General features: G+C 75.8%; 18 protein-coding genes. 14 read left to right on the forward strand and 4 right to left on the reverse strand.

The window, feature by feature from the left end; genetic code table 11:
* The first annotated feature begins 183 nt into the window (after positions 1-183).
* From ACI78Z_RS11135 to ligA, 5 genes are all read left to right on the forward strand, one after another.
* Positions 184-1,653, forward strand: coding sequence for an MFS transporter (locus tag ACI78Z_RS11135; protein ID WP_457036596.1), 1,470 nt, complete (start codon positions 184-186; stop codon positions 1,651-1,653).
* Positions 1,650-2,840, forward strand: a complete 1,191-nt coding sequence (locus ACI78Z_RS11140; protein ID WP_457036597.1) for a cysteine desulfurase family protein — start codon at positions 1,650-1,652, stop codon at positions 2,838-2,840. The genes ACI78Z_RS11135 and ACI78Z_RS11140 overlap by 4 nt, the downstream gene beginning before the upstream one ends.
* Before the next feature lie 2 nt (positions 2,841-2,842).
* The gene (gene mnmA, locus ACI78Z_RS11145) at positions 2,843-3,916 is read left to right on the forward strand and encodes a tRNA 2-thiouridine(34) synthase MnmA (RefSeq protein WP_457036620.1); all 1,074 of its coding nucleotides are present in this window, start codon (positions 2,843-2,845) and stop codon (positions 3,914-3,916) included.
* Between the two features lie 126 nt (positions 3,917-4,042).
* Complete coding sequence (locus ACI78Z_RS11150; protein WP_457036598.1) at positions 4,043-5,104, forward strand: methionine synthase; 1,062 nt, start codon at positions 4,043-4,045, stop codon at positions 5,102-5,104.
* Between the two features lie 57 nt (positions 5,105-5,161).
* Positions 5,162-7,327 carry an NAD-dependent DNA ligase LigA gene (gene ligA / locus ACI78Z_RS11155; protein ID WP_457036599.1) on the forward strand — a complete coding sequence of 722 codons (2,166 nt, stop codon included), beginning with the start codon at positions 5,162-5,164 and terminating at the stop codon, positions 7,325-7,327.
* 144 nt (positions 7,328-7,471) lie between these two features.
* Here the strand turns inward: ligA and ACI78Z_RS11160 are convergent, their stop codons facing one another.
* Complete coding sequence (locus ACI78Z_RS11160) at positions 7,472-8,149, reverse strand: ACT domain-containing protein (RefSeq protein ID WP_457036600.1); 678 nt, start codon at positions 8,147-8,149, stop codon at positions 7,472-7,474.
* Between the two features lie 204 nt (positions 8,150-8,353).
* Between ACI78Z_RS11160 and gatC the strand changes: the two genes are divergently transcribed.
* The 4 genes from gatC to gatB all read left to right on the forward strand — a co-directional run bounded on the left by gatC (position 8,354) and on the right by gatB (position 12,048).
* Positions 8,354-8,767: an Asp-tRNA(Asn)/Glu-tRNA(Gln) amidotransferase subunit GatC gene (gene gatC, locus ACI78Z_RS11165; RefSeq protein WP_457036601.1), complete on the forward strand. Its 414-nt coding sequence runs from the start codon at positions 8,354-8,356 to the stop codon at positions 8,765-8,767.
* 8 nt (positions 8,768-8,775) lie between these two features.
* Entirely contained in the window at positions 8,776-10,299 is a 1,524-nt protein-coding gene (gatA, locus tag ACI78Z_RS11170) for an Asp-tRNA(Asn)/Glu-tRNA(Gln) amidotransferase subunit GatA (protein WP_457036602.1), read from the forward strand.
* Positions 10,300-10,372: 73 nt separating this feature from the next.
* Entirely contained in the window at positions 10,373-10,552 is a 180-nt protein-coding gene (locus ACI78Z_RS11175) for a hypothetical protein (protein ID WP_457036603.1), read from the forward strand.
* Positions 10,549-12,048 carry an Asp-tRNA(Asn)/Glu-tRNA(Gln) amidotransferase subunit GatB gene (gatB, locus tag ACI78Z_RS11180; RefSeq protein ID WP_457036604.1) on the forward strand — a complete coding sequence of 500 codons (1,500 nt, stop codon included), beginning with the start codon at positions 10,549-10,551 and terminating at the stop codon, positions 12,046-12,048. Before ACI78Z_RS11175 ends, gatB begins: the two co-directional genes overlap by 4 nt.
* A 112-nt stretch (positions 12,049-12,160) precedes the next feature.
* Here the strand turns inward: gatB and ACI78Z_RS11185 are convergent, their stop codons facing one another.
* The 3 genes from ACI78Z_RS11185 to ACI78Z_RS11195 are packed head-to-tail and all read right to left on the reverse strand — an operon-like array spanning position 12,161 to position 14,598.
* Entirely contained in the window at positions 12,161-13,324 is a 1,164-nt protein-coding gene (locus ACI78Z_RS11185) for a PQQ-dependent sugar dehydrogenase (RefSeq protein ID WP_457036605.1), read from the reverse strand.
* 40 nt (positions 13,325-13,364) lie between these two features.
* Positions 13,365-13,736, reverse strand: a complete 372-nt coding sequence (locus ACI78Z_RS11190; RefSeq protein WP_457036606.1) for a PH domain-containing protein — start codon at positions 13,734-13,736, stop codon at positions 13,365-13,367.
* Between the two features lie 34 nt (positions 13,737-13,770).
* A complete protein-coding gene (locus tag ACI78Z_RS11195; protein WP_457036607.1) occupies positions 13,771-14,598 on the reverse strand; it encodes a helix-turn-helix transcriptional regulator in 828 nt (275 codons plus the stop codon).
* A gap of 171 nt (positions 14,599-14,769) precedes the next feature.
* Here ACI78Z_RS11195 and ilvD point away from each other — a divergent pair, with 171 nt between their 5' ends.
* From ilvD to ilvN, 5 genes are all read left to right on the forward strand, one after another.
* The gene (ilvD, locus tag ACI78Z_RS11200) at positions 14,770-16,476 is read left to right on the forward strand and encodes a dihydroxy-acid dehydratase (protein ID WP_457036608.1); all 1,707 of its coding nucleotides are present in this window, start codon (positions 14,770-14,772) and stop codon (positions 16,474-16,476) included.
* Positions 16,477-16,594: 118 nt separating this feature from the next.
* The gene (locus tag ACI78Z_RS11205) at positions 16,595-19,231 is read left to right on the forward strand and encodes a putative bifunctional diguanylate cyclase/phosphodiesterase (protein WP_457036609.1); all 2,637 of its coding nucleotides are present in this window, start codon (positions 16,595-16,597) and stop codon (positions 19,229-19,231) included.
* Positions 19,231-21,918: a putative bifunctional diguanylate cyclase/phosphodiesterase gene (locus tag ACI78Z_RS11210; RefSeq protein WP_457036610.1), complete on the forward strand. Its 2,688-nt coding sequence runs from the start codon at positions 19,231-19,233 to the stop codon at positions 21,916-21,918. The genes ACI78Z_RS11205 and ACI78Z_RS11210 overlap by 1 nt, the downstream gene beginning before the upstream one ends.
* Positions 21,919-22,220: 302 nt before the next feature.
* Positions 22,221-24,092, forward strand: a complete 1,872-nt coding sequence (locus tag ACI78Z_RS11215; protein ID WP_457036611.1) for an acetolactate synthase large subunit — start codon at positions 22,221-22,223, stop codon at positions 24,090-24,092.
* A 95-nt stretch (positions 24,093-24,187) separates the two neighbouring features.
* Complete coding sequence (gene ilvN / locus ACI78Z_RS11220; protein ID WP_457036612.1) at positions 24,188-24,715, forward strand: acetolactate synthase small subunit; 528 nt, start codon at positions 24,188-24,190, stop codon at positions 24,713-24,715.
* Positions 24,716-24,768 lie beyond the last annotated feature (53 nt).

Here is a 24,768-nt window from a genome sequence, read left to right on the forward strand (position 1 = left end):
GGACCTCGCTGCCCCCACGCCTCGCTGTCCCCCGCAGGCGAGAGGTACCCCCAGCTCGGCGCGGGACCCTGAAGCGAGGCCGTTCCAGCACGTCGCCAGGTCGAGCGCCGGCCCCCTTCCGGGGGCCGGCGCTCGACGGCTGTCCGGGGGAAGTGTCGGGGCGCCGACCGGGTTGGCGCAGAGGTGGACGGGAGCGCGGTGCCGGGGATCCTCGATCGAGCGCACCGGCGGACCACCGCGGGTCTGCTCATGCTGGTCACGTTCATCGCGTTCGAGGCCATGGCGGTGGGGACGGCGATGCCCACCGCGGTCGCCGAACTCGACGGCCTGGCCTGGTACGGCTGGCCGTTCAGCGCCTTCCTCGTCGCCTCGGTCGTGGGCATGGTCATCGGCGGCGACGCCGGTGACCGCCGCGGTCCCCGGGTCGCGCTGCCGTGGGGGGTGGCCGCCTTCGCCGCCGGGCTGCTCGTCGCCGGTCTGGCCGGGCACATGGCCGTCTTCGTCGCCGGCCGGGCGGTGCAGGGGCTCGGCGCCGGGGTCATGGTGGTCCTGCTGTACGTGATCGCCGGGCAGGCGTACGACCCGGTGCTGCGGCCGCGCCTGTTCGGCGCGATCTCCGCGGCCTGGGTGCTGCCGGCCCTGGTCGGGCCGCTCGTGGCGGGGCTCGTGACGACGCACCTGACCTGGCGGCTGGTCTTCCTCGGCCTGCTGCCGCTGATCGCGCTCGGCGCGCTCCTGGTCCTCTCGGCGGGCCGGTCGCTCACCGCGCCGGACGGCCCGGCCGCGCGCGCCCCAGGTCGCCGGTGGTGGGCGGTGCTGGCCGGGCTCGGCATCGCGGCGCTGCAGTACGCCGGCCAGCGGCTGGACCTCCTCGCCGTCCCCGTCGCCGTCGCCGGGGCGGTCGCCCTGGCCGCCGGCCTGCGCACGCTGCTGCCCCGCGGCACCGCGCGCGCCGCCCGGGGACTGCCGGCCGTGATCGCGTCCCGCGGACTGCTGGCCGGGGCCTTCTTCGGGATGGACGCCCTGCTGCCGCTGCTGCTCACCACCGTGCACGGCTACAGCCCGACCGCGGCCGGCATCCCGCTGACCGCGGGCGCCGTCGGCTGGGCGCTCGCCTCCCAGTTGCAGGGCCGGTTCCCACGGGTGCCCCGCGAGCGGCTGCTGCGGCTCGGGTTCGGGCTGCTGGCCGCGGGTCTGGCCGGCACCGTGCTGGCCGCCGTCCCCTCCCTCGGCGGCTGGCCGGCCTACCTGACCTGGGCCGTGGCCGGTCTGGGCATGGGCTTCGGCATGCCCAGCGTCGGCGTGCTGCTGCTCGACCAGTCACCGGAGCACCGCAGGGGCGCGGACTCCGCCGCGCTGCAGATCGCCGACGTCACCATGTCGGCCCTCTGCATCGGGCTGGCCGGGGTGCTGGTCGCGGCGGCGACGGCCGGATCGGTCGGCCTGCCGGCGGCGGTCACCGCGTCGATCGCCGTCTTCACCGTCCTGGCCCTCCTGGGCGCCCGGCTGGCCGGCCGGGCGGCTGCCCCGTCGCGCGGGGCGGTCCCGGACGCCGCGGCTACCCTGGCTGCCGTGACCGAGCTCGCGAGGTCACGCGAGGAGCAGAGCATGACGGTCACGTGGCCGACGAGCGCCGGCGAGGAGGGCAGGTGACCTACCTCGACCACGCGGCGACCACTCCGGTGCTGCCCGAGGTGCTGGCTGCGATGACCGGGCAGCTGGGCCGCGTCGGCAACGCCTCCTCACTGCACGCCAGCGGCCGCGCCGCCCGCCGGGTCGCCGAGCAGTCGCGCGAGCGGCTGGCCGAGGCCCTGGGCGCCCGCCCGTCGGAGGTGCTGTTCACCGGCGGCGGCACCGAGAGCGACAACCTCGCCGTCAAGGGCCTGTTCTGGGCCCGGCGCGACGCCGACTCCCGCCGCCGGCGCATCGTCGTCAGCCCCGCGGAGCACCACGCGGTACTCGACAGCGTCGAGTGGCTGGCCAAGCACGACGGCGCCGACGTCACCTGGCTGCCCGTCGAGCCGACCGGGCGGATCACCCCGGAGGCCCTGCGCGCGGCGCTCGGCAGCGGCGAGGACGTCGCCCTGGCCAGCGTCATGTGGGCCAACAACGAGATCGGCACGGTCAGCGACCTGGCCGCGCTCGCCGAGGTGGCGCACGCGGTCGGCGTCCCGCTGCACACCGACGCCGTCCAGGCGGTCGGTCAGGTGCCCGTGGACTTCGCGGCCAGCGGCGTCGACGCACTGACGATGACCGGGCACAAGCTGGGCGGCCCCATGGGTGCCGGGGTCCTGCTGCTGCGCCGCGAGGCCGAGTGCACGCCGCTGCTGCACGGCGGCGGCCAGGAGCGCGACGTGCGCTCCGGCACCCTGGACGTCGCCGCGATCGTCGGGCTGCAGGTGGCCGCCACCCTGGCCGTCGCCGAGCGGGAGGAGCGGGCCGCGCGGCTGGCGGTGCTGCGCGACCGGCTGGTGGCCGGCGTCGTGGCGCAGGTGCCCGACGCCCAGCTCAACGGCGCCCCGCTGGACGACGTCGTCGCCGGGGGGCCGGGGCGGCTGCCGGGCAACGCCCACCTGTCCTTCCCCGGCGCCGAGGGGGATGCGCTGCTCATGCTGCTGGACGCCCGCGGCGTGGAGTGTTCCACCGGGTCGGCGTGCAGCGCGGGTGTCGCCCGGCCCAGCCACGTGCTGCTGGCCACCGGCGCCGACACCGACCGAGCGCGCAGCTCGCTGCGGTTCAGCCTCGGGCACACCTCGACCGACGCCGACGTCGACGCGGTGCTCGACGTGATCGGTCCGGTCGTGGAGCGGGCGCGGCGGGCCGGGATGGGGCGGCGGTGACCATGCGGGTGCTCGCCGCGATGAGCGGGGGTGTGGACTCCGCGGTCGCCGCGGCGCTGGCCGTCGAGGCGGGGCACGACGTCACCGGCGTCCACCTGGCGCTGTCGCCGGACCGGCAGACGCTGCGCAGCGGCGCCCGCGGCTGCTGCAGCGTCGAGGACGCCCACGACGCGCGCCGGGTCGCCGACGAGCTCGGCATCCCGTTCTACGTGTGGGACCTCGCCGAGCGGTTCGCCGAGGACGTCGTCGAGGACTTCGTCGCCGAGTACGCCGCCGGCCGCACACCCAACCCCTGCCTGCGGTGCAACGAGAAGATCAAGTTCTCGGCGGTGCTGGACCGGGCGCAGGCGCTCGGCTTCGACGCGGTCGTCACCGGGCACCACGCCCGGCTGTCCGGCGGGGAGCTGCGGCGGTCGGTCGACGCGGCGAAGGACCAGTCCTACGTGCTCGCCGTCCTCACCGCCGGGCAGCTGGCCGGCGCGGTCTTCCCGCTCGGGTCGATGACCAAGCAGCGGGTCCGCGAGATCGCCGCCGAGCGCGGGTTCGCCGTCGCGACCAAGGCCGACTCGCACGACATCTGCTTCATCCCCGACGGGGACACCCGCGGCTTCCTCGCCCGCCGGCTCGGGGAGCAGCCGGGGCCGGTCGTCGACGCGGCCACCGGCGCGACGGTGGGGGAGCACGCGGGCGCCTACGGGTTCACCGTCGGCCAGCGCCGCGGGCTCGGCGTCGCCGTCGGCGACTCGCGGCCGCGCTACGTGCTGGGCATCGAGCCGGTGACCCGCACGGTGACCATCGGCACCGCCGACCTCGCCGGGGTGTCCGACGTGCGCACCGCCCCGCCGACCTGGACCGGCGCGGTGCCCGCGCTGCCCTTCCGCGCCGAGGTCCAGCTGCGCGCGCACGGCACGCCGGTGCCGTGCGAGGTCACCGCGGGGGACGACGGTGGGCTGCGGCTGCTGCTCGGCGCCCGGCAGCGCGGCGTGGCACCCGGGCAGTCGGCGGTGCTGTACGCCCCCGACGCCGACCTCGGCGACCTGGTGCTGGGGCAGGGCACGGTCCTCGCCACCTCGTGAAGGACCCCCTGCCCCCCCACTCGGCCCCCTCCCGGGTCCCGCCGCGAGCGTGCGAGCGGAGGGGGAGGGCGTCCTTCCACCTGCAGGGGGCCGCCCGCCGCCGCCCGACGGACTACCGTCGCCGCCGTGGCCCCGCTGGACCCCGTCTCGCCCACCGACCCCGACGTCCCGTCCGACCTCGCCGCCGCACCGGGGAGCCGCGGTGCAGGGCCGGCGCCGTGGGGACCGGCCACCGGCGTCGGCTCGCTGCCCGGCGACGACCCGGCCGAGGCGCTGCGGGTGGTCACCGGCGAGCTGCCGGACTTCCCGCACCTGCCCGAGCTGCCCGGCCGCGGTCCCGGTGCGGACCTGGTCGGGCGCAGCGCCGCGCTGCTGGTGGACCTGGCGGTCGAGCTGACGCCGGCCGGCTGGCGGCTGGTGCCGCGGTCGGGGATCGACCAGCGCCGTGCCCAGGAACTGCTGGCCCGTGACCTCGACGCGCTGCACGACGTCGCGGAGGGCTACACGGGCCCCCTCAAGGTGCAGGCCGCCGGGCCGTGGACGCTGGCCGCGGGCCTCGAGCGCACCCGCGGCGACCGCGCCGTCGTCGACGCCGGAGCGCGCCGCGACCTGGCGCAGTCGCTCACCGAGGGGCTCGCCGCGCACGTCACCGCCGTCGCCGCGCGGGTGCCCGGTGCGCGGGTCGTCGTGCAGCTCGACGAGCCGTCGCTGCCCGCCGTCCTCGCCGGCGCGCTGCCCACCGCGAGCGGGTGGGGCCAGCTGCCCGCCGTCGAGGCGACGGTGGTGGAGCAGGAGCTCGCCGCCGTCGTCGGTGCGCTGCCGGGCCCGGTGGTGGTGCACTGCTGCGCCGACCGGGCGCCGCTGGAGCTGCTCCGCTCCGCGGGGGCGGCCGCCGTCTCCTTCGACCTCGGCCTGGTGCAGGACCTCGACGCGCTCGGCACCGCGATCGAGGCCGGGACGCACCTGCTCCCCGGCGTCGTCCCGGGCACCGACGCCCCGCTGCCCGCGCCGAAGGCGACCGCGTCCCGGCTGCAGGCGTGGTGGCGCGAGCTCGGCTTCCCCGCCGAGCAACTGCACGAGGCGGTCACCCTCACCCCCTCCTGCGGGCTGGCCGGCGCGACGCCCGGCTACGCGCGCCGGGCCATGGCCCACGTCCGCGAGGCCGCGAAGTACCTGCTGCCCGAGTGACGTACACGGCCGGGTGATCGCGGGTTCGCCGTCGTAGCCGCCGGATACCGTTCGGCCGTGACCACCGACGCCGAACTGGACGAGCCGCAGGTCGAGGCCCCGATCGAGCGCGAGGACCTCACCGAGGTCCCCGACGACGCGCGGACCCGGCACCGCGACCTGTCCGAGGAGCTCGACCGCTACGCGTTCGCCTATTACGTGCAGGACGCGCCGCTGGTCAGCGACGGCCAGTACGACGAGCTCATGGGCGAGCTCAAGGCCATCGAGGCCGCGCACCCGGCGCTGGTCACGCCGGACTCGCCGAGCCAGAAGGTCAACGGCGGCTTCGCCGCGACCTTCTCCCCGGTCCGGCACCTGGAGCGGATGCAGAGCCTGGACAACGCGTTCTCCGGCGACGAGCTCTCCGCGTGGGCCGCCCGCGTCGAGCGCGAGGTCGGCACGGCCGCCGTCTACCTGTGCGAGCTCAAGGTCGACGGCGTCGCGGTGGACCTGGTCTACGAGCGCGGCCGGCTGGTGCGCGCTGCCACCCGGGGGGACGGCGTCACGGGGGAGGACGTCACCGCCAACGTGCGCACGATGGACGACGTCCCGCAGCAGCTCACCGGGGACGACGTCCCGCCGCTGCTCGAGGTGCGCGGCGAGGTCTACTTCCCGATCGCCGGCTTCGCCGACGTGAACTCGGGCCTGGTCGAGCAGGGCAAGGCCCCGTTCGCCAACCCGCGGAACGCGGCCGCGGGGTCGCTGCGCCAGAAGGACCCGCGGGTCACCGCCTCCCGCCCGCTGCGCCTGGTGGTGCACGGTCTCGGCGCGAGCGAGGGGTTCACGATGGAGCGGCAGTCGGACGCCTACGCGCGGCTGCGCGCGCTGGGCCTGCCGGTGAGCGACCGGTTCGAGGTGGTCGACGACCTCGAGGGCGTGTGGGCCTACATCGAGCGCTACCGCGCGCAGCGGCACTCGGTGGAGCACGAGATCGACGGCGTGGTGGTCAAGGTCGACCAGGTCGCGCTGCAGCGCCGGCTGGGTTCCACCTCGCGGGCGCCGCGGTGGGCGATCGCCTTCAAGTACCCGCCGGAGGAGGCCACCACCACACTGCTCGACATCCGGGTCAACGTCGGGCGCACCGGGCGGGTCACGCCGTTCGCCTACATGGAGCCGGTGAAGGTCGCCGGGTCGACGGTGCAGCTGGCGACGCTGCACAACGCCAGCGAGGTGAAGCGCAAGGGCGTGCTGATCGGCGACACCGTCGTCATCCGCAAGGCCGGCGACGTGATCCCCGAGGTGCTGGGCCCGGTGGTCGCCGCGCGCACCGGCGACGAGCGCGAGTTCGTCATGCCCACGCACTGCCCGGAGTGCGGCACGGAGCTGCGGCCGGAGAAGGAGGGCGACGCCGACATCCGGTGCCCGAACGCCCGGTCCTGTCCCGCGCAGCTGCGGGAGCGGGTCTTCCACGTGGCCGGTCGCGGCGCCTTCGACATCGAGAACCTCGGGTACGAGGCCGCGATCGCCCTGCTGCAGGGCGGCCTGCTGCAGGACGAGGGCGACCTGTTCTCCCTCGACGAGGAGAAGCTGGAGCGGACGGCGTTCTTCACCAAGAAGGACGGCGCGCTGTCGGCCAACGGGCGCAAGCTGCTGGCCAACCTGCAGACCCGCAAGGACGTGCCGCTGTGGCGGGTGCTGGTCGCGCTGTCGATCCGGCACGTCGGCCCGACCGCGGCCCAGGCGCTGGCCCGGGACTTCCGGTCGCTGGACCGGATCGCCGAGGCCTCCGAGGAGGAGTTGGCCGCGGCCGACGGCGTGGGGTCGACGATCGCCCGCTCGGTCACGGACTGGTTCACCGTCGACTGGCACCGCGAGGTGGTCGAGAAGTGGCGGGCCGCCGGGGTGCGCATGGCCGACGAGGGGGAGGGCGCCGGACCGGGGCCGCTCACCGGCGTCACCGTCGTCGTCACCGGCTCGCTGCGCGACTTCAGCCGCGACCAGGCGGTCGCGGCGATCCAGGAGCGCGGCGGCAAGGTGACCGGGTCGGTGAGCAAGAAGACCGGCTTCGTGGTCGTGGGTGCCGACCCGGGCAGCAAGTACGACAAGGCGGTGCAGGTGAAGGCGCCGGTCCTCGACGACGACGGCTTCCGCGTGCTGCTGGACGACGGGCCCGACGCGGCCCGCGCGGTGGCGACCATCGGCGACGGCAGCGAGCCGGCCGCCGCCCGGCCCGCCGACGACTGAGTCGCCACGGCGGAGACCGGCTTCCGGAGCGGGTCCTGGCCGAGTGCGCAGTCGCGGTCGGCGACACGCGCCGACACGCCGTCGGGGACGACCGCAACCGCCCACTCGGCAGCGTGGCCGTGCCGAACGGCCGGGCCGCGGATCTCAGGCCGGCGGCAGGTGTGCGACGCCGGCCGCGATGCCGGCGAGGTGGACCAGCCGCAGCAGCTCCGAGCGGCGGTACGCCGGCCCGCCCGAGCGGCCGAGGACGACCGCCGTCCGCGGGCTGCCGAACGGGGTGGCCATCATCTCGATCGCCATCTCCCGCCAGCGCTCCGGCAGCCAGTCGGCCTCGCTGGGCAGCAGCTGCGCACCGGTCATCGGCAGCCAGGGCAGGGTCATCCCGTCGAAGGCCGGCGCGGCGTCGGACGCGGCCAGCACCGTGCACGGGCCCCCGTCCCCGGAGAGGACGGCGGCCCAGCCGCTGTGGAAGACCCGCGGCAGCTCGGCCGCCAGCAGCTTCACGGCGAGGGTGGGCGGGCCTGGCGTCGCCGCTCGGGCGAGGGCCTCGAGCAGCTCGAGTTCGCGGTGGGTGTCGAGCGGCCCGTGGAAGGGGCGCAGGGCCTCCACCTGCACGCCGGGCACCGCCTGCGCGGCGGTGATCAGGCTGTCGGGCAGCCGGCCGGCGGGCAGGTCCACGACGATGTCGTCGACCGCGACGCCGCCGCCCCGCTCGAGCACGTCGACGGACACGATGTCGATGCCCGCCTCGCCCAGTGCCGTGGCCACGGCGCCCAGGATGCCGGGGCGGTCGGGCACGACCAGCCGAAGGAGATGGGACACGGTTCCTCCGTGTTCGAGGTTCGGGCCGATCTCCGTCGATCGCGGGTGGCGACAGCTTCCCGCATCGACCGCCCGCCGGTCGAGCGACCTCCCGGAGCCGCCTCCGGCCGACCGGCGCAGGGGTGCTGCCACGTACAGTGGCTGGGTTCCGACCGTGGTGACGAGCGCCCGTCGAGCGCCGACCGAGGAGAGTCCCGCCCCAGCATGAGCACCCCCTCCCCGCAGGAGACGACCGAGTCGCAGGCGCCGGCCGCGCTCGGCCGCGAGGACGCCGCCGGACTCGGGCGCGAGGACGCCGCCGGACTCCGGCGCGATGACGCCGCCGGACTCGGGCGCGATGACGTCGCGCACCTGGCCCGGCTGGCCCGGCTGGCGCTCACCGACGAGGAGCTCGACCACTTCGCCGGGCAGCTGTCCGCGGTGCTCGACGCGGTGGCCGCGGTGGGGAAGGCCGACGTCGCCGACGTCCCGCCGATGACCCACGCGGTACCGCTGACCAACGTCGCGCGCGAGGACGTCGTCACCCCGAGCCTGCCGCGGGACGCCGTCCTGGCGCAGGCGCCGGCCGCGGAGGACGACCGCTTCCGCGTGCCGCAGATCCTGGGGGAGGAGGAGTGAGGACCTCGGTGGACACCGACCTGACGAACCTGGACGCCGCCGAGCTCGGCCGCCGGCTGGCGGCCGGCGAGACGAGCTCGGTCGAGCTCACCCGGGCCTACCTCGACCGCATCGCCGCGCAGGACGACGTCCTCGGCGCCTACCTGCACGTCGACGCCGAGTCCGCGCTGGCCCGCGCCGGCGAGGTCGACGCCGCCCGCGCCGCCGGTGCGGAGCCCGGCCCGCTGGCCGGCCTGCCGGTCGCGGTCAAGGACGTCTTCGTCACCGAGGGCGTGCCCACGACCAGCGGCTCGAAGATCCTCGAGGGCTGGCACCCGCCGTACGACGCGACCGTCGTCCGCCGGCTCAAGGCCGCCGGCACGGTGCTGCTCGGCAAGACCAACATGGACGAGTTCGCGATGGGCTCCTCCACCGAGAACTCGGCCTACCGTCCGACCCGCAACCCGTGGGACCCCGACCGGATCCCCGGCGGCTCCTCGGGCGGGTCCTCCGCGGCGGTCGCCGGCGGGCTCGCCCCGTGGGCGCTGGGCACCGACACCGGCGGCTCGATCCGCCAGCCCGCCGCCGTGACCGGGCTGGTCGGGCACAAGCCCACCTACGGCTCGGTCTCCCGCTACGGCCTGATCGCGTTCTCCTCCAGCCTCGACCAGGCCGGCCCGATGGCGCGAACCGTGCTCGACGCCGCGATCCTGCACGAGGCCATCGGCGGGCACGACCGGTGCGACTCGACCAGCATCGACGCCCCCGTGCCGGTCCTCATCAAGGCCGCGCAGGAGGGCGCCCGTGGCGAGCTGGCCGGCCTGCGGGTCGGCGTGGTCCGCGAGCTCGGCGGCGACGGGCACACCGACGGCTACGAGGCCGGGGTCCTCGACCGGGTGCGGGAGACCGTCGAGCTGCTCGAGGGCATGGGCGCCGAGGTCCGCGAGGTCTCGTGCCCGGCGTTCGACCTGGCGCTGCCGGCCTACTACCTGATCGCGCCCAGCGAGGCGTCGTCGAACCTGGCCCGCTTCGAGGGCATGCGCTTCGGCCTCCGGGTGGGCGACGACGGCAGCCGCTCCCTCGAGGAGGTCATGTCGCTGACCCGCGAGCAGGGCTTCGGCCCCGAGGTGAAGCGGCGGATCGTGCTCGGCACCTACGCGCTGTCGGCCGGGTACTACGACGCCTACTACGGGCAGGCGCAGAAGGTCCGCACGCTGATCACCCGCGACTTCACCACCGCGTTCCACGACGTCGACGTGCTGGTCAGCCCGACCAGCCCGACCGTGGCGTGGCCGCTCGGCGCCCGCGTCGACGACCCGCTGGCGATGTACGCCGCCGACCTGTGCACCCTGCCGGCCAGCCTCGCCGGGCTCCCGGCCATCTCCGTGCCGTGCGGGCTGTCCGAGGGGCTGCCGGTCGGCTTCCAGGTCATGGCGCCCGCGCTGGCCGACGACCGCTGCTACCGGGTCGCCGCCGCGGTCGAGGCGGCCCTGGACGCCGCCCGCGGCTCCCGGCTGCTCGACGAGCTGGCGAAGCGGTGGGCCGCCTCGTGAGCGAGCCTGCGAGCTCACGCATGAGCACAGCCACCGCGGTCACGCGGCCGACGAGCGCCACCGAGGAGGACGCGTGAACGGCGCGCTCAAGGCGGCGTGGGGCCTCACCGCGTTCGTCGTCCTGGTGGGCCTCATCGGCTGGATCACCACCGGCGAGGCCTTCTTCGCCGTCTTCCTCGTCCTGGGCGTGCTGACCGCCGTGGGCGCCGTGCTGACCGGCCGCTCCGTCCGCAAGGAGAACGACTCCCGATGAGCGACACCCTGGTCGACTACGACGAGCTCCTCACCCGGTACGAGCCGGTCATCGGCCTGGAGACCCACGTCGAGCTCGGCACCGCGTCGAAGATGTTCTGCGGCTGCGCGACCACCTTCGGCGCCGAGCCCAACACCCAGACGTGCCCGGTCTGCCTGGGCCTGCCCGGCTCGCTGCCGGTGGCCAACGCGGCCGCCATCGAGGCGACCATCCGCATCGGCCTCGCGCTGGGCTGCCGGATCGCGTCGTGGTGCCGCTTCGCCCGGAAGAACTACTTCTACCCGGACATCCCCAAGGGCTTCCAGACCAGCCAGTACGACGAGCCGCTGTGCACCGCCGGCCACCTCGACGTCGAGGTCGACGGCGAGACCCACCGCGTGGAGATCGAGCGCGTGCACCTCGAGGAGGACACCGGCAAGAACCTGCACGTCGGCGGGTCCACCGGGCGGATCCACGGCGCCTCGCACTCGCTGGTCGACTTCAACCGGGCCGGCATCCCGCTCGTCGAGATCGTCACCCGGCCGATCCCCGGCGCCGGCGCCAAGGCCCCCGAGGTCGCCCGCGCCTACGTCACCGAGCTGCGCGAGATCATCCAGACCCTGGGTGCCTCCGACGTCCGGATGGAGCAGGGCAGCCTGCGCTGCGACGTGAACACCTCGCTGGCGCCCATCGGCAGCCTCGAGTGGGGCACCCGCACCGAGACCAAGAACGTCAACTCCCTGCGCAGCGTCGAGCGGGCGGTCCGGTACGAGATGCGCCGTCAGGCCGCCGTCCTCGACGCCGGGGTCCGGGTGCTGCAGGAGACCCGGCACTTCCACGAGGACACCGGCAGCACCTCGCCCGGCCGCAGCAAGGAGGAGGCGACCGACTACCGGTACTTCCCCGAGCCCGACCTGGTGCCGGTCGCGCCCGACGCCGAGTGGGTCGAGAAGCTCGCGGCCGCGCTGCCGGAGCTGCCCGCCGCCCGTCGCGCGCGGCTGCAGGAGGAGTGGGGCCTGTCGGCCACCGAGATGGCCTGGCTGGTCAACGCCGGCGCGCTCGGCCTGGTCGACGCCACGGTGGCCGCCGGTGCCACGCCGGCCGACGCCCGCAAGTGGTGGCTGGGCGAGCTCGCCCGGCGCGCCAACGACGCCGGCGTGGAGCTCTCCGAGCTGGCCGTGACGCCGCAGCAGGTCGCCGAGCTGACCCGGCTGGTCGCCGAGGGCACCGTGAACGACCAGCTGGCCCGGCAGGCCCTGGACGGGGTGCTCGCCGGCGAGGGCGACCCGGCGCAGGTCGTGCAGGCCCGCGGTCTCGCGGTGATGGGGGAGTCCGACGAGCTGGTGGCTGCCGTCGAGGCCGCGATCGCCGGGGCGCCCGACGTCGTCGCCAAGGTCCGGGGCGGCAAGGTGCAGGCCCTCGGCGCGCTGGTCGGTGCGGTCATGAAGGCCACCCGCGGCAAGGCCGACGCGGCAACGGTGAAGCGCATGCTCGAGGAGCGCGTGGTCGGTCAGTAGTGCCTGGTGGTCCTCGGTGTGGGGCCCGGAGGGTCCCCACGGGGGACGACGCAGCGGCTCCACGCGACCGGGGACGGCACGTGGCCGCGGTGCGGTCCGGAGGACCGCAGTGTCACAGCGGCGAGTCGGAGGCCCCGCCCGGCGGGAAGACGCGCAGCACGCGGTCGTCGTCCTCGGCCGGGGTGCCGACGCCGTCCTTGTTGGACGTGGTGACCCACAGCGCGCCCTCGCCGTCGAGGACGACGGTCCGCAGCCGGCCGTAGCGGTCGGTGAGGAACTCGGCGGGCTCCTCGGCGAGCGCGCCGCTGCCGTCGAGCAGCACGGTGTGGATGCGGCGGCCGTCCAGCGCGCCGACGAAGACGGTGCGCCCGGCGACCGCGCAGCCGCCGAGGCCGCCCTCGGCCGCGGGGAACTGCACGACCGGGCCGGTGCTGTCCGGCCCCTCGGTCGGCCAGCCGGCGTCGCCACCCGCGGTGACCGCGTCGAGTTCGTCGGGCCCCTGCGCGGAGTCGTCGGTGGCGTGGAGCGACTCCTCCCTGCCCAGGCACAGCGCCGTCACATCGGCGTGGCCGGTGCTGTACACCGGACCGGCGCCCACCGGGCGGCCGAAGACGTCGACGTGCAGCACCTTGCCGGCCAGCGATGCGGGGTCCTGGGCCAGCGCGGGGTTGCCGGTGTCCCCGGTGCCCACGAACAGCGTGCCGTCGGCGGCGAACACCAGCCCGCCGCCGTTGTGGACCTCGCCGCGGGGGATGCCGGTGAAGACCGGGTTCGGGGTGCCGCCCATGGGGAAGCGGACCACCCGGTTGTCGGTGGCGGTGGAGACGTAGGCGTAGAACAGCCCGTCCTCGGCGAAGGTCGGCGAGAGGGCCAGGCCCAGCAGCCCGCCGTCGCCGGCGGTGTCGATGCCGCCGACGGTCATCAGCTCGCGGGCGGGAGAGCGGTCGGGGAAGACCTGCAGCAGCCGCCCGGTCTCCCGCTCCCCGACGACCGCGCTGCCGTCGGGCAGCACGACCAGGCCGGTGGGGACGGTGAGGCCGGAGGCGACCACGTTCGGGTCGCCGGCCTCCTCCTCGGCCTCGGGGTCGGCCGGATCGCCCGGCCCGGGCGCCTGCGGGGTCTCCGTGGGTGGGCCCACCTGCGGCGGGGGGCCCTCCGGCCGCGGGCGGAACGGGCCGGCCGGCTCGTAGCCGTCGCTGCCGCAGCCGGCGAGGACGACGGCCAGCAGGGCGGCGCCCGCCAGGCCCCGTCCCCGTCGCGCGCGCTGCCGGCTCACTCCTCGAACAGTACGTGCGGGGGCCGGGAGCGCGGCCGCATCAGGCGGGGCCGGGTGCGGCGATGCGGCCACCGGAGACGGCGGCCAGGCGGGGCAGGTCGCGGGCGCGCAGGACCGGCAGCCGCAGCTCGGTGCCGCGGGTCGTCACCAGCCACAGGTCGCCCCGCTCGGCCACGCGGATCCCCGCCACCTCGGTCCACGGCACGGACCGGGCAGCGGCCAGGGAGCGGACGGTGACGCCGCCGTCGCCGACGTCCACCCCGACCCGCAGCACCCAGGCCGCGGCCACGACGGGGACGAGCAGGAACACCGGCGTCCACACCGCGGCGGAGGCCAGGGGCACGGTGCAGACGGCCAGGACGAGCACCGGCAGCAGCGCGACCCGGCTCATCCGGAAGCTCGCCGTCGCCACGTCCGGACATCCTCCCAGACCGGATCAGGCCGGATCAGGCCGACAGCCGCGCCAGCCGGTCGGCCGCGTCGCCGCCCTCCGCGGCGGTGTAGACGACCAGCTGCAGGCCCGGGGCGTCGGCCGGGGTGAGCTGGTGGTGCTCGAGCAGCAGCGTCCCGACCCGCGGGTGCTCGAAGCGCCGCTCCGAGGAGCTGAACCGGTCGACGTCGTGGCTGGCCCAGCCGGCGCGGAAGTGCGGGCTGGCCGCCTCCAGCCGGGCCACCAGGTCGACCACCTCCGGGTCGGCCAGCCGCGGGCCGACCTCGGCGCGGAACTGGGTGAGGAAGCGGCGGCTGTCGGTGGTCCAGTCGCCGAGCAGGCCCCGGACGGCCGGATCGGTGAAGACCAGCCAGAGCAGGTTGCGCTCGGCCGCGGGGACGGCGGCCACGCCGGGGTAGAGCCGCTCGTAGGCGCGGTTCCAGCCGACGATCGTCCAGCCGGCCGTGATCGCGTAGGCGGGAGAGGGCCCCAGCGCGTCGAGCAGCCGCTGCACGTGCGCGGGCAGCTCGTCGGCCGCACAGGCGGGGGCGACGCCGCCGTGCCCGGTCAGCCGCAGCACGTACTCGTGCTCGGCCGGCGACATCCGCAGCGTGCGCGCCAGCGCGTCGACCACCTGCCGCGACGGGCGGATGTCGCGGCCCTGCTCCAGCCACGTGTACCAGGTGTGGCTCACCCCGGAGAGCAGCGCGACCTCCTCGCGGCGCAGGCCCGGCGTCCGCCGCGGACCCCCCGACGGGAGCCCCGCGACCCGGGGGTCGACCTGGCGGCGCCGCGACCGCAGGAACTCCGCGAGCTCGCGGCGGGCGGTGGCGCTGGGGGGCACGGCGGACTCCGGGAGGGTCTCGGTGGTGGTGTCGGTACCAGTATCAGTCGTCTCTGGGGCCACCCGGCCGACCGGCCTACGCTGCTGTGACGTGCGGGAGCCCGCCAGCTCGCGCAGCGACAGAGCACGACGAGTCGGCACGAGGTCGACCAGCGCCAGCGAGGAGAACGAGTGACGACCGTCGAGGACCCCCGCACCACCACCGCCGACGTCAAGCCCCGCAGCCGCGAGGTGACCGACGGCATCACCCGGGCCCCGGCGCGGGCGATGCTCCGCGCGGTCGGGATGGGCGACGACGACTGGGAGAAGCCGCAGATCGGCGTCGCCTCGTCGTGGAACGAGATCACCCCCTGCAACCTCTCGCTGGACCGGCTGGCCAAGCGGGCCAAGGAGGGCGTGCACGCCGCCGGCGGCTACCCGCTGGAGTTCGGCACCATCTCCGTCTCCGACGGCATCTCGATGGGCCACGAGGGGATGCGCGCCTCGCTGGTCTCCCGGGAGGTCATCGCCGACTCGGTCGAGACGGTGATGTTCGCCGAGCGGCTCGACGGCTCGGTGCTGCTGGCCGGCTGCGACAAGTCCCTGCCCGGCATGCTCATGGCCGCCGCCCGGCTCGACCTGGCCAGCGTCTTCGTCTACTCCGGCTCGATCCTGCCGGGACGGCTCGGCGACCGGGACAACCTGACGATCATCGACGTCTTCGAGGGCGTCGGCGCCTGCGCGCGCGGGCTGATCAGCCGCGAGGACCTCGACGCCATCGAGAAGGCGGCCTGCCCGGGCGAGGGCTCCTGCGGCGGCATGTACACCGCCAACACGATGGCCAGCGTCGCGGAGGCGCTGGGGATGGCGCTGCCCGGCAGCGCCGCGCCGCCCGCTCCCGACAGCCGCCGCGACGCCATCGCGATCGCCTCCGGCGAGGCCGTGGTCAACCTGCTGCGGCAGGGCATCACCGCCCGCCAGATCATGACGAGGAAGGCCTTCGAGAACGCGATCACGGTCGTCATGGCGCTCGGCGGCTCCACCAACGCCGTCCTGCACCTGCTGGCCATCGCGCACGAGGCGCAGGTCGACCTGACCCTCGACGACTTCAACCGGATCGGCGACCGCACGCCGCACCTGGCCGACGTCAAGCCGTTCGGCCGGTTCGTCATGACCGACATCGACCGCGTCGGCGGCGTCCCGGTGGTGCTCCGCGCCCTGCTCGACGCCGGCCTGCTGCACGGCGACGTCCTCACCGTGACCGGAAAGACGATGGCGGAGAACCTGGCCGAGATCTCCCCGCCGGACCTGGACGGCACGATCGTCCACGCGATGAGCGACCCGATCCACAGGACCGGCGGGCTGACCATCCTGCGCGGCTCGCTGTCCCCGGACGGCGCGGTCGTGAAGTCCGCGGGCTTCGACGCCGACGTCTTCGAGGGCACCGCCCGCGTCTTCGACGGGGAGCAGGGCGCGATGGACGCCGTCACCGAGGGCACGCTGCAGGCCGGCGACGTCGTGGTGATCCGCTACGAGGGTCCCCGGGGCGGGCCGGGCATGCGCGAGATGCTCGCCGTCACCGGTGCCATCAAGGGTGCGGGCCTGGGCAAGGACGTCCTGCTGCTCACCGACGGCCGGTTCTCCGGCGGGACGACGGGCCTGTGCGTCGGCCACGTCGCGCCCGAGGCCACCGACGGCGGCCCCATCGCCTTCGTGCAGGACGGCGACCGGATCCGGCTGGACCTCACCACCCGCACCCTCGACCTGCTGGTGGACGACGACGAGCTCGCCCGCCGGCGGCAGGACTGGCGGCCGCTGGCCCCGCGCTACACCACCGGCGTCCTCGGCAAGTACGCCAAGCTGGTGAGCTCGGCGGCCCAGGGCGCGGTCTGCGGCTAGCAGCGGACCCCCGCGCCCGCCCCTGCGAGGGGGGCCGGCCGCGGGGCCGTCCCCCGGAGGGGTGAGGGCCGGGGCTCCGCGGGTGTCGGAACCCCGGCCACCTGCCGACTGAGCAGGTGTGGACAAGCTGCGGTGGTGGCTCCTCGGGAGCACCGTGCCCGTGGGCGTCGCCTGCGCGGTGTGCGCCGGCACGCCCGGCCCGGGGTACCTCGGGGACCTCGCGCTCGCCGCGCTCGGCGTCGCCACCGCCGCCGTGCTGTGGATCGCGGGACGGTCCGGGCCCTCCGGGTGGCGGGGCTGGCGGCTGTTCGCCCTCGCCCCGCTGATGCCGGTGCTGGGCCTGGTCGCGGTCACGGTCGCGGCGCCGGACTCGCCGCTGGAGCAGGCCGCCGTCCGCTGGCTGCCCACCGTCCCCGGCTACGTCATCGCCGTCGTCGCCATCCTCACCCTCGTGCCGCCCGCGCGGCTGCGGGGCGGAGCACGCCCGGCCGTCGAGCTCGCCCTCTTCCTCACCGCCTGCGTGCTCGTCGTGCAGGTGCTCGTGCTCGGCCCCGACCTCAGCTGGCTGGACCTCACGCCGACCGGGCGCGCCGTCCTCGCCGCGGCCGTCGTCGTCACCTCGGCCACCGTGGCCGCCGCCGTCCTGCTCCTCGGCGTCATCGAGAGCCGCCGCCAGCACGTGGCGCTCGTCCTCCTTGCGGCCACCACGCTGCTGGCCCCCGGCCGGGCGCTGGGCACCTCGTCGACCCTGCTCGGGGAGCAGGCCGTCGGCGACGTCGGCCGCTTCCTCGTCGCCGCGGGGCTGGTGCTGCTCGGCGCCGCGGCCCTGCTCGACCCGGGCCCGTGCCCCGACGTCCGCCGGCACCCGCGCACCGGCCGGTCGACGCTCCTGCGCCAGCTGCTGCCGCACCTGGCGATGACCGTCGCCTGCTTCGGCGCCGCCGCGGTGTCGCTCACCGGGCACCGGATCAACCCGGTGATCGCCGTCGGCGGCTCGCTGTGCGCGGTGCTGGCCGTGCTGCACCGCTGGCTCACCGCCCGCGAGGAACAGCACCTCGGCGCCCGGCTGCGGCGCAGCGAGGCCTACTTCCGCTCCCTCGTCGCCGCCAGCAGCGACGCCGTCCTCATCCTCGACGGCGGTCTGCGGGTGACCTGGTCCTCACCCAGCCTGGGGACGACGCTCGGCGACGCCGGGGCCGTTCCCGTGGGCGCCGACCTGCGCGAGCTGGTGCACCCCGACGACGCCTCGCCCCTCGCCCGGGCGCTGCAGCCCGCGGCCGGGTCCGCCGCGCCGGCCGGCGTGCTGCAGCTCCGGCTGCGGCACGCCGACGGCAGCTGGCGGCACCTGGAGGCCGGCATCTCGGACCTGCGCTCGGACGCGGTCGTGGGCGCCGTCGTCCTGCACTGCCGCGACACGACCGAGCGGGTCGCGCGGGAGGAGACGCTCGAGCAGGTCGCGTTCACCGACCCCGTCACCGGGCTGCCCAACCGGGCCGGCTGCGAGCGCCGGCTCGAGCAGGCGCTGGCCTCCGGCGGGCCGGCCTGCGGCAGCCTGCTGCTCATCGAGCTCCACGGCCTGGACGAGGTGCGCGAGGACGCCGGCCGCGACGTCGTCCCCGAGGTGCTGGTCGAGGTCGGGCGGCGGCTGCGGGCCACCGTGCGCGGCTCCGACCCCGTCAGCCGGGTGGGTGGCGGGGCCTTCGCCGTCCTCGCCGATGGCACGCCGCAGGCGGTGGACCTGCTGGCCGACCGCTGCCTGTCGGTGATCGAGCAGCCGCTGGACACCAGCGCCGGCGTCTTCGACCTCAGCGCCGCCATCGGCGTCGTCGACCTCGGCTCCGCGGAGTCGGTGCCCGACCTGCTGACCCGCGCCGAGCTCGCCGTCCGCGCGGCGACGGCCGCCGGCCCGGGGACCGCGCAGCGGTACCGGCCGGCCCTCGGCAGCGCCGCCGACCGGCGGGCCCGCCTGCGCGAGGACCTGCCGGGCGCCTGGGAGCGCGGCGAGCTGTCGGTGCTCTTCCAGCCGGTGGTCTCCCTCGCGGAGCAGCGGGCGACCGGCGTGGAGGCGCTGCTGCGCTGGCAGCACCCCGTGTTCGGCGAGGTGCCCCCGGCGGAGTTCGTGCCGATCGCCGAGCGCGCCGGGGTCATCGGGGAGCTGCAGCGGTGGGCGCTGGAGCACGCCGCCGCGGTCGTGCTGACCCTGCCGCACGCCGGCACGCCGCTGCGGCTGGGCGTGAACATCTCCGCCTCGCACGTCTCTGCCCGGACCCTGGTCCGCGACGTCGCCGCGGTGCTGCAGTCGACCGGGCTGGCGCCGGAGCGGCTGATCCTGGAGATCACCGAGGCGACCCTGATGTCCGAGGGCGAGCACGTGGCCGTCGACATGGAGGCGCTGCGGCTCATGGGCGTGCACGTGGCGCTCGACGACTTCGGCACCGGTCGCTCCTCGCTGGCGCACCTGACCCGGCTGCCGATCGACGTGCTCAAGCTCGACCACACGTTCGTGCTCCGGGTGGACCGCGACCCGAAGGCGCGTGCGCTGTGCGAGTCGGTCGTCGGGATCGCCGCCGCGCTGGGCATGGACGTCGTGGCCGAGGGCGTGGAGACGCCGGCGCAGCTCGGCTCGCTGCGCGCTGCGGGCTGCGGCTTCGCGCAGGGCTTCCTGCTGGCCCGCCCGATGCGCCCGCAGGACCTCGTCGACGTGCTCGGGGACGGGGCCGGCCAGCTGTGGCCGGGCCTCGTGGGGTCCCACTGATGCCCGCCGTCCGGGCCGTCCCCGTGCTGGCGCTGCTCGGCCTGCTCGCCGTCGTCACCGCGTCCCTGGAGCTGACCGGTCACCCGCTGAGGGCGGTCCTCGTCCACGCCTGCCTGGCGCTCGCCTCGGGCGCGACGGCCTCCGTGGTCGGCCGGGCCGCGACCCGGCTGTCCGGCCCGTCCGGGGCGCCCTGGCGCGCGCTCGCGCTCGCCGCGGCGCTGCTCGCGGTGGGACAGGGCATCACGGCGGTGCGCGCCGGGGGCGACCTCGGCTCCGGAGGCGTCGAGGACGTGCCGATGCTCGCGGCCGTGCCGGTGGCCGTCGTGGCGGCCGTCCGGCTGCTGCCCGCGCGGTCGTCCCGCCGGCTGGGGTCCCGGGTGCTGCTCGACGGCGCGATCCTCACCCTGGCCGTCGGGGTCGTCGGCCACGTGCTCCTGGCCGACCGGCTCTCCGAGGTGGAGAGCGCGGCCGACGGGCTGATCTCGGTCGGCTACCCGGCCGCGGGCGCGCTGCTGTGCGGCGTCGGGCTGGTCACCGTCACCGCGGTCCGCCGCGCCCGCCGACGTGCGGCCGGCTGGCTGCTGCTCACCTACGTCGCGATGGCCGTCGTCGCGGTGAGCGGCGCTCTGGGCCACACCGTCGGCAGCACCGCGACCGTCGTCGTCACCGATCAGGCCTGGGTGGCCATGCTCGCCGCCGTGGTGTTGGGCGTGCGGGCCGACCGCGGGGACCCGGCAGCGCCCGACCACGATCAGCCCGCCGTCCCGCTGCGCGGTGTCGTGCTCGCGTCGGCCGCTGCCTACGCCGTCCAGCTGGTGCTCGTCCTCAGCGTCCTGCTCGGCCGGCCGATCGCGCCGGCCGAGGCCGCCGCGGGAGCGGCCCTCGTCGTCCTCACCGCCCTGCGCATGGTCCTCTGGGCGGCCGACGGCCACCGGCTCACCCGACGCCTGCTGCGGACCGAGGGCTACTTCCGCGCCCTGGTGCACAGCGGCGACGCGGTCACCCTCGTGCTCGACGGCACCGGCCGGATCGGCTGGGCCTCGGGCGCCGTGGAGGCCCAGCTGGGCTGGACCGACCGCGAGCTCACCGGGCGGCCGCTCGCCGAGCTGCTGGACGACGGCGACCGCGACCTGGTGGCCCGGGTGGCGCAGGCCGTGCGCGGCGGCACCACCGTGGGCGTGCTGCCCGCGACCGTGCGGCTGAGGACCCGGACCGGGGACCGGCGCGACGTCGACGTCACCGGCGCCGCCCGGGCCGGAGCGGCCCCGGCGGGGGTGTCCGGGCCCGCCGCCCGCGGGGGGCTGGTCCTGCACCTGCGCGACGTCACCGACCGCAGCAGCAGCCAGCGCGAGCTGGAGCGGATGGCCTACACCGACTTCCTCACCGGGCTGCCCAACCGCGCCCGTTTCATGGCCGCCCTCGACGAGGTGTCCGACGGCGCCGCCCCCGGCTGCCTGCTGCTGGTCGACCTGGACGGCTTCAAGGCGGTCAACGACGTCGCCGGGCACGACGCCGGTGACCGGCTGCTCTGCGAGGTGGCCGAGACCCTGCGCGCGGCCGCGCGGGAGGACGACGTCGTCGCCCGGCTCGGCGGTGACGAGTTCGCCGTCCTGGTACGGGCCGGCCGGGCGGAGGCCACCGTGCTGGCCGAGCGCCTGGTCGTGCTGCTCGACCGCGACCACCGGCCGCCGGCCCCCGACGGCAGCGCCCGCGGCGGGCTGGTCCTGCCGATCTCCGGCAGCGTCGGCGTGGCCGAGCTGCGCGCCGGCGGGGACCCCGCCGAGGCCGTGCGCCGGGCCGACCTGGCGCTGCGCGCGGCCAAGGCAGCCGGCAAGAACTGCGTCCGGACCACCGGCGAGGCGCTCGACCGGGTGGTCGACCGGCGCGCCCGGCTGGCCCGCGAGCTGCCCGACGCCATCGCCGACGGCGGCCTGTCGCTGGTCCTGCAACCCGTCGTGGGCGTGGACGAGGGTCGCGTGCTCGGGCTCGAGGCACTGGTGCGCTGGCGGCACCCGGTGCTGGGCGACGTCCCGCCGGAGGAGTTCGTCGGCGTGGCCGAGGACGAGGGCCTCATCGTGCCGCTGCAGCGCTGGGTGCTCGGCGCCGCGACCGCGGCCCTGGCCCCCCTGCTCGCCGAGGGGCACGACCTCCAGCTCGGCGTGAACGTCTCCGTCCGGCACCTGCAGGCCGGCTGCCTGGCCGCCGACGTCGCCCGGGCACTGACGGCCTCCGGCGTCCCGGCCGCCCGGCTGATGCTGGAGATCACCGAGTCGGTGCTCGTCGACGCCGAGGACCGGGTCGAGCAGGAGCTGGCCGCGCTCCGCGACTCCGGCTGCGTCATCTCGATCGACGACTTCGGCAAGGGCCACTCCACCCTCGCCCGGCTGTCCCGGCTGCCCGTCGACGTGCTCAAGATGGACCGCGACTTCGTGGCCCGCATCGAGGACGACCCGCGCACCGCGGCCGTCGTGGCCAGCGTCGTGGAGCTCGGCCGGACCCTGGGCATGGACGTCGTCGCCGAGGGCGTGGAGACCCCCGGACAGCTCGCCGCGCTGCGCCGGCTGGGCTGCCGGTTCCTGCAGGGCTACCTGCTCGGCCGCCCCGTCCCCGCCGCCGAGCTGCCCGCGGTGCTCGCCGCACCGGTCTCCGGCGTGCTGGACGGCGCGGAGCTCGCGTCCCACGTCTGACGACACGCGGTCCCACGCAATGGGACGGCTTGGTTGACGACCGGCCGCGTCGAGGCGCACAGTGGCCCCGTGCGCCCGGCTTGCCTGCTCCTCGTAGTCGCCTAGCGCGTCGGTCCCTCCCGACCGACGCGCTGACCCCTCTGTGCCCGCAGGCACGGGGGGTCTTTCGTTTGCGGGCCCCGACCTCACCACCGACGGCCGCCGGCCCGCGCCGCAGGCACCCGCGCCGCACACCGCACGGCCCCTCCCCGGGGCGCCCCGCAGAGAGCAAGGCCATGACACAGGCACCGCCAGGAGACGCCATGACCAGCACCACCCCGGGTGGGTCCGCCACCCGTGAGGCCGCCGAGGCACTGACCGGGGTCGAGACGGCCGCCCGCTCGGTCGAGGAGGCCGCCGCCGAGCCGCTCAGCGGCATCACCGGGGCGCAGAGCCTCGTGCGGTCGCTCGAGGCGGTCGGCGTCGAGGTCGTCTTCGGCATCCCGGGCGGGGCGATCCTGCCCGCCTACGACCCGCTGTTCGACTCGCGGGTCCGCCACGTGCTGGTCCGCCACGAGCAGGGCGCCGGGCACGCCGCGCAGGGCTACGCGCAGGCCACCGGCAAGGTCGGCGTCTGCATGGCCACCTCCGGCCCGGGCGCCACCAACCTGGTCACCCCGCTGGCCGACGCCTACATGGACTCGGTGCCGATGGTCGCCATCACCGGCCAGGTGCCGACGGCCGCGATCGGCACCGACGCCTTCCAGGAGGCGGACATCCGCGGCATCACGATGCCGATCACCAAGCACAACTTCCTGGTGACCGACGCCCGGCAGATCCCGCAGCGGATCGCCGAGGCCTTCCACCTGGCCGCCACCGGCCGGCCCGGCCCGGTGCTGGTCGACATCCCCAAGGACGTCCTGCAGGCGACGACCGACTTCTCCTGGCCGCCGCGGCTGGACCTGCCCGGCTACAAGCCGACCACCCGCCCGCACGGCAAGCAGGTGCGCGAGGCCGCCGCGCTGATCGCCGCCGCCCGCCGTCCGGTGCTCTACGTCGGCGGCGGCGTGCTCAAGGCACAGGCCACCACGGAGCTGGCCGAGCTGGTCGAGCTCACCGGCGCGCCCGTCGTCACCACGCTGATGGCGCGCGGCGCCTTCCCCGACAGCCACCCGCAGAACCTGGGCATGCCGGGCATGCACGGCAACGTCACCGCGGTCACCGCGCTGCAGAAGGCCGACCTGATCGTCGCCCTCGGCGCCCGGTTCGACGACCGGGTCACCGGCCAGCTCTCGACGTTCGCGCCGCACGCGCAGGTGGTGCACGCCGACATCGACCCGGCCGAGATCGGCAAGAACCGCAAGGCCGACGTCCCGATCGTCGGCGACGCGCGGGAGACCATCGCCGAGCTCATCCCGGCGGTGCGGGCCGAGCGCGAGGCCGGCCGCACGCCGGACCTGTCTGCCTGGTGGGCGCAGCTGGACCGCTGGCGGCAGACCTACCCGCTGGGCTACGACTGGCCCGAGGACGGCACGCTGTCCCCGCAGTACGTCATCGAGCGGCTCGGCGCCCTCGCCGGGCCCGACGCCATCTACGCGTCCGGCGTCGGCCAGCACCAGATGTGGGCCGCCCAGTTCATCAGGTACGAGAAGCCGGGCACCTGGCTCAACAGCGGCGGTCTCGGGACGATGGGCTACGCCGTCCCCGCCGCCATGGGCGCCAAGTACGGCTGCCCCGACACCACCGTCTGGGCCATCGACGGCGACGGCTGCTTCCAGATGACCAACCAGGAGCTGGCCACCTGCGCCATCGAGGGCATCCCGATCAAGGTCGCCCTGATCAACAACGGCAACCTCGGCATGGTGCGGCAGTGGCAGACCCTCTTCTACGAGGGCCGCTACTCCAACACCAAGCTGCACCCGGTCGACGCCGAGGGCCGGCCGAAGCCGGTGCGCATCCCCGACTTCGTGGCGCTGGCCGAGGCGCTGGGCTGCGTCGGCCTGCGCTGCGAGTCCAAGGACGACGTCGACGCGGTCATCGAGAAGGCCATGGCCATCAACGACGCGCCGGTGGTCATCGACTTCATCGTCGGCGCCGACGCCCAGGTGTGGCCGATGGTCGCCGCGGGCGCCAGCAACGACGACATCCTGGCCGCGCGCGACCTGCGCCCGGTCTTCGGCGACGACCAGGTGTGAGTCGAAGGACCCCGTTCCCCCCACCCCTCGCTCCGCTCGTGGCGGGCCCCTGAACGGGGGCCGCCCAGCCGGATGGCCTTGAAAGGAACGTTGGCATGAGCCGCCACACCCTGTCGGTCCTCGTGGAGAACAACCCCGGCGTCCTGGCCCGCGTCTCGGCGCTGTTCAGCCGGCGCGCGTTCAACATCGAGTCGCTGGCCGTCGGGCCGACGGAGAACCCCGACCTGTCCCGGATGACGATCGTGGTCGACGCGGAGAGCCAGCCGCTGGAGCAGATCACCAAGCAGCTGAACAAGCTCATCGAGGTCATCAAGATCGTCGAACTGGACTCGGCCGCGGCCGTCCAGCGCGAGCTGCTGCTGGTCAAGGTCCGCGCGCCCATGGCCGACCGCACGCAGGTGCTGCAGACCGCCGAGCTGTTCCGCGCCCGCGTCGTCGACGTCAACACCGACACCGTGACCCTGGAGGCGACCGGCACGCCGGACAAGCTCCAGGCCCTGCTCGCCGTCCTCGCCCCGCTGGGGATCAAGGAGATGGCGCAGTCGGGCACGGTCGCCCTGGGCCGGGGTCCGCGCTCTATGTCGGGCGCCGGTACCTTGCGCCCGGTCGAGCGGACCGCCTGAACCCCGAACCCCCGGGCCGAACCTCCGGGGGGGGGGGGGGGGGGGGCGCGGCG

This window comes from Geodermatophilus sp. SYSU D01176, assembly GCF_054050015.1.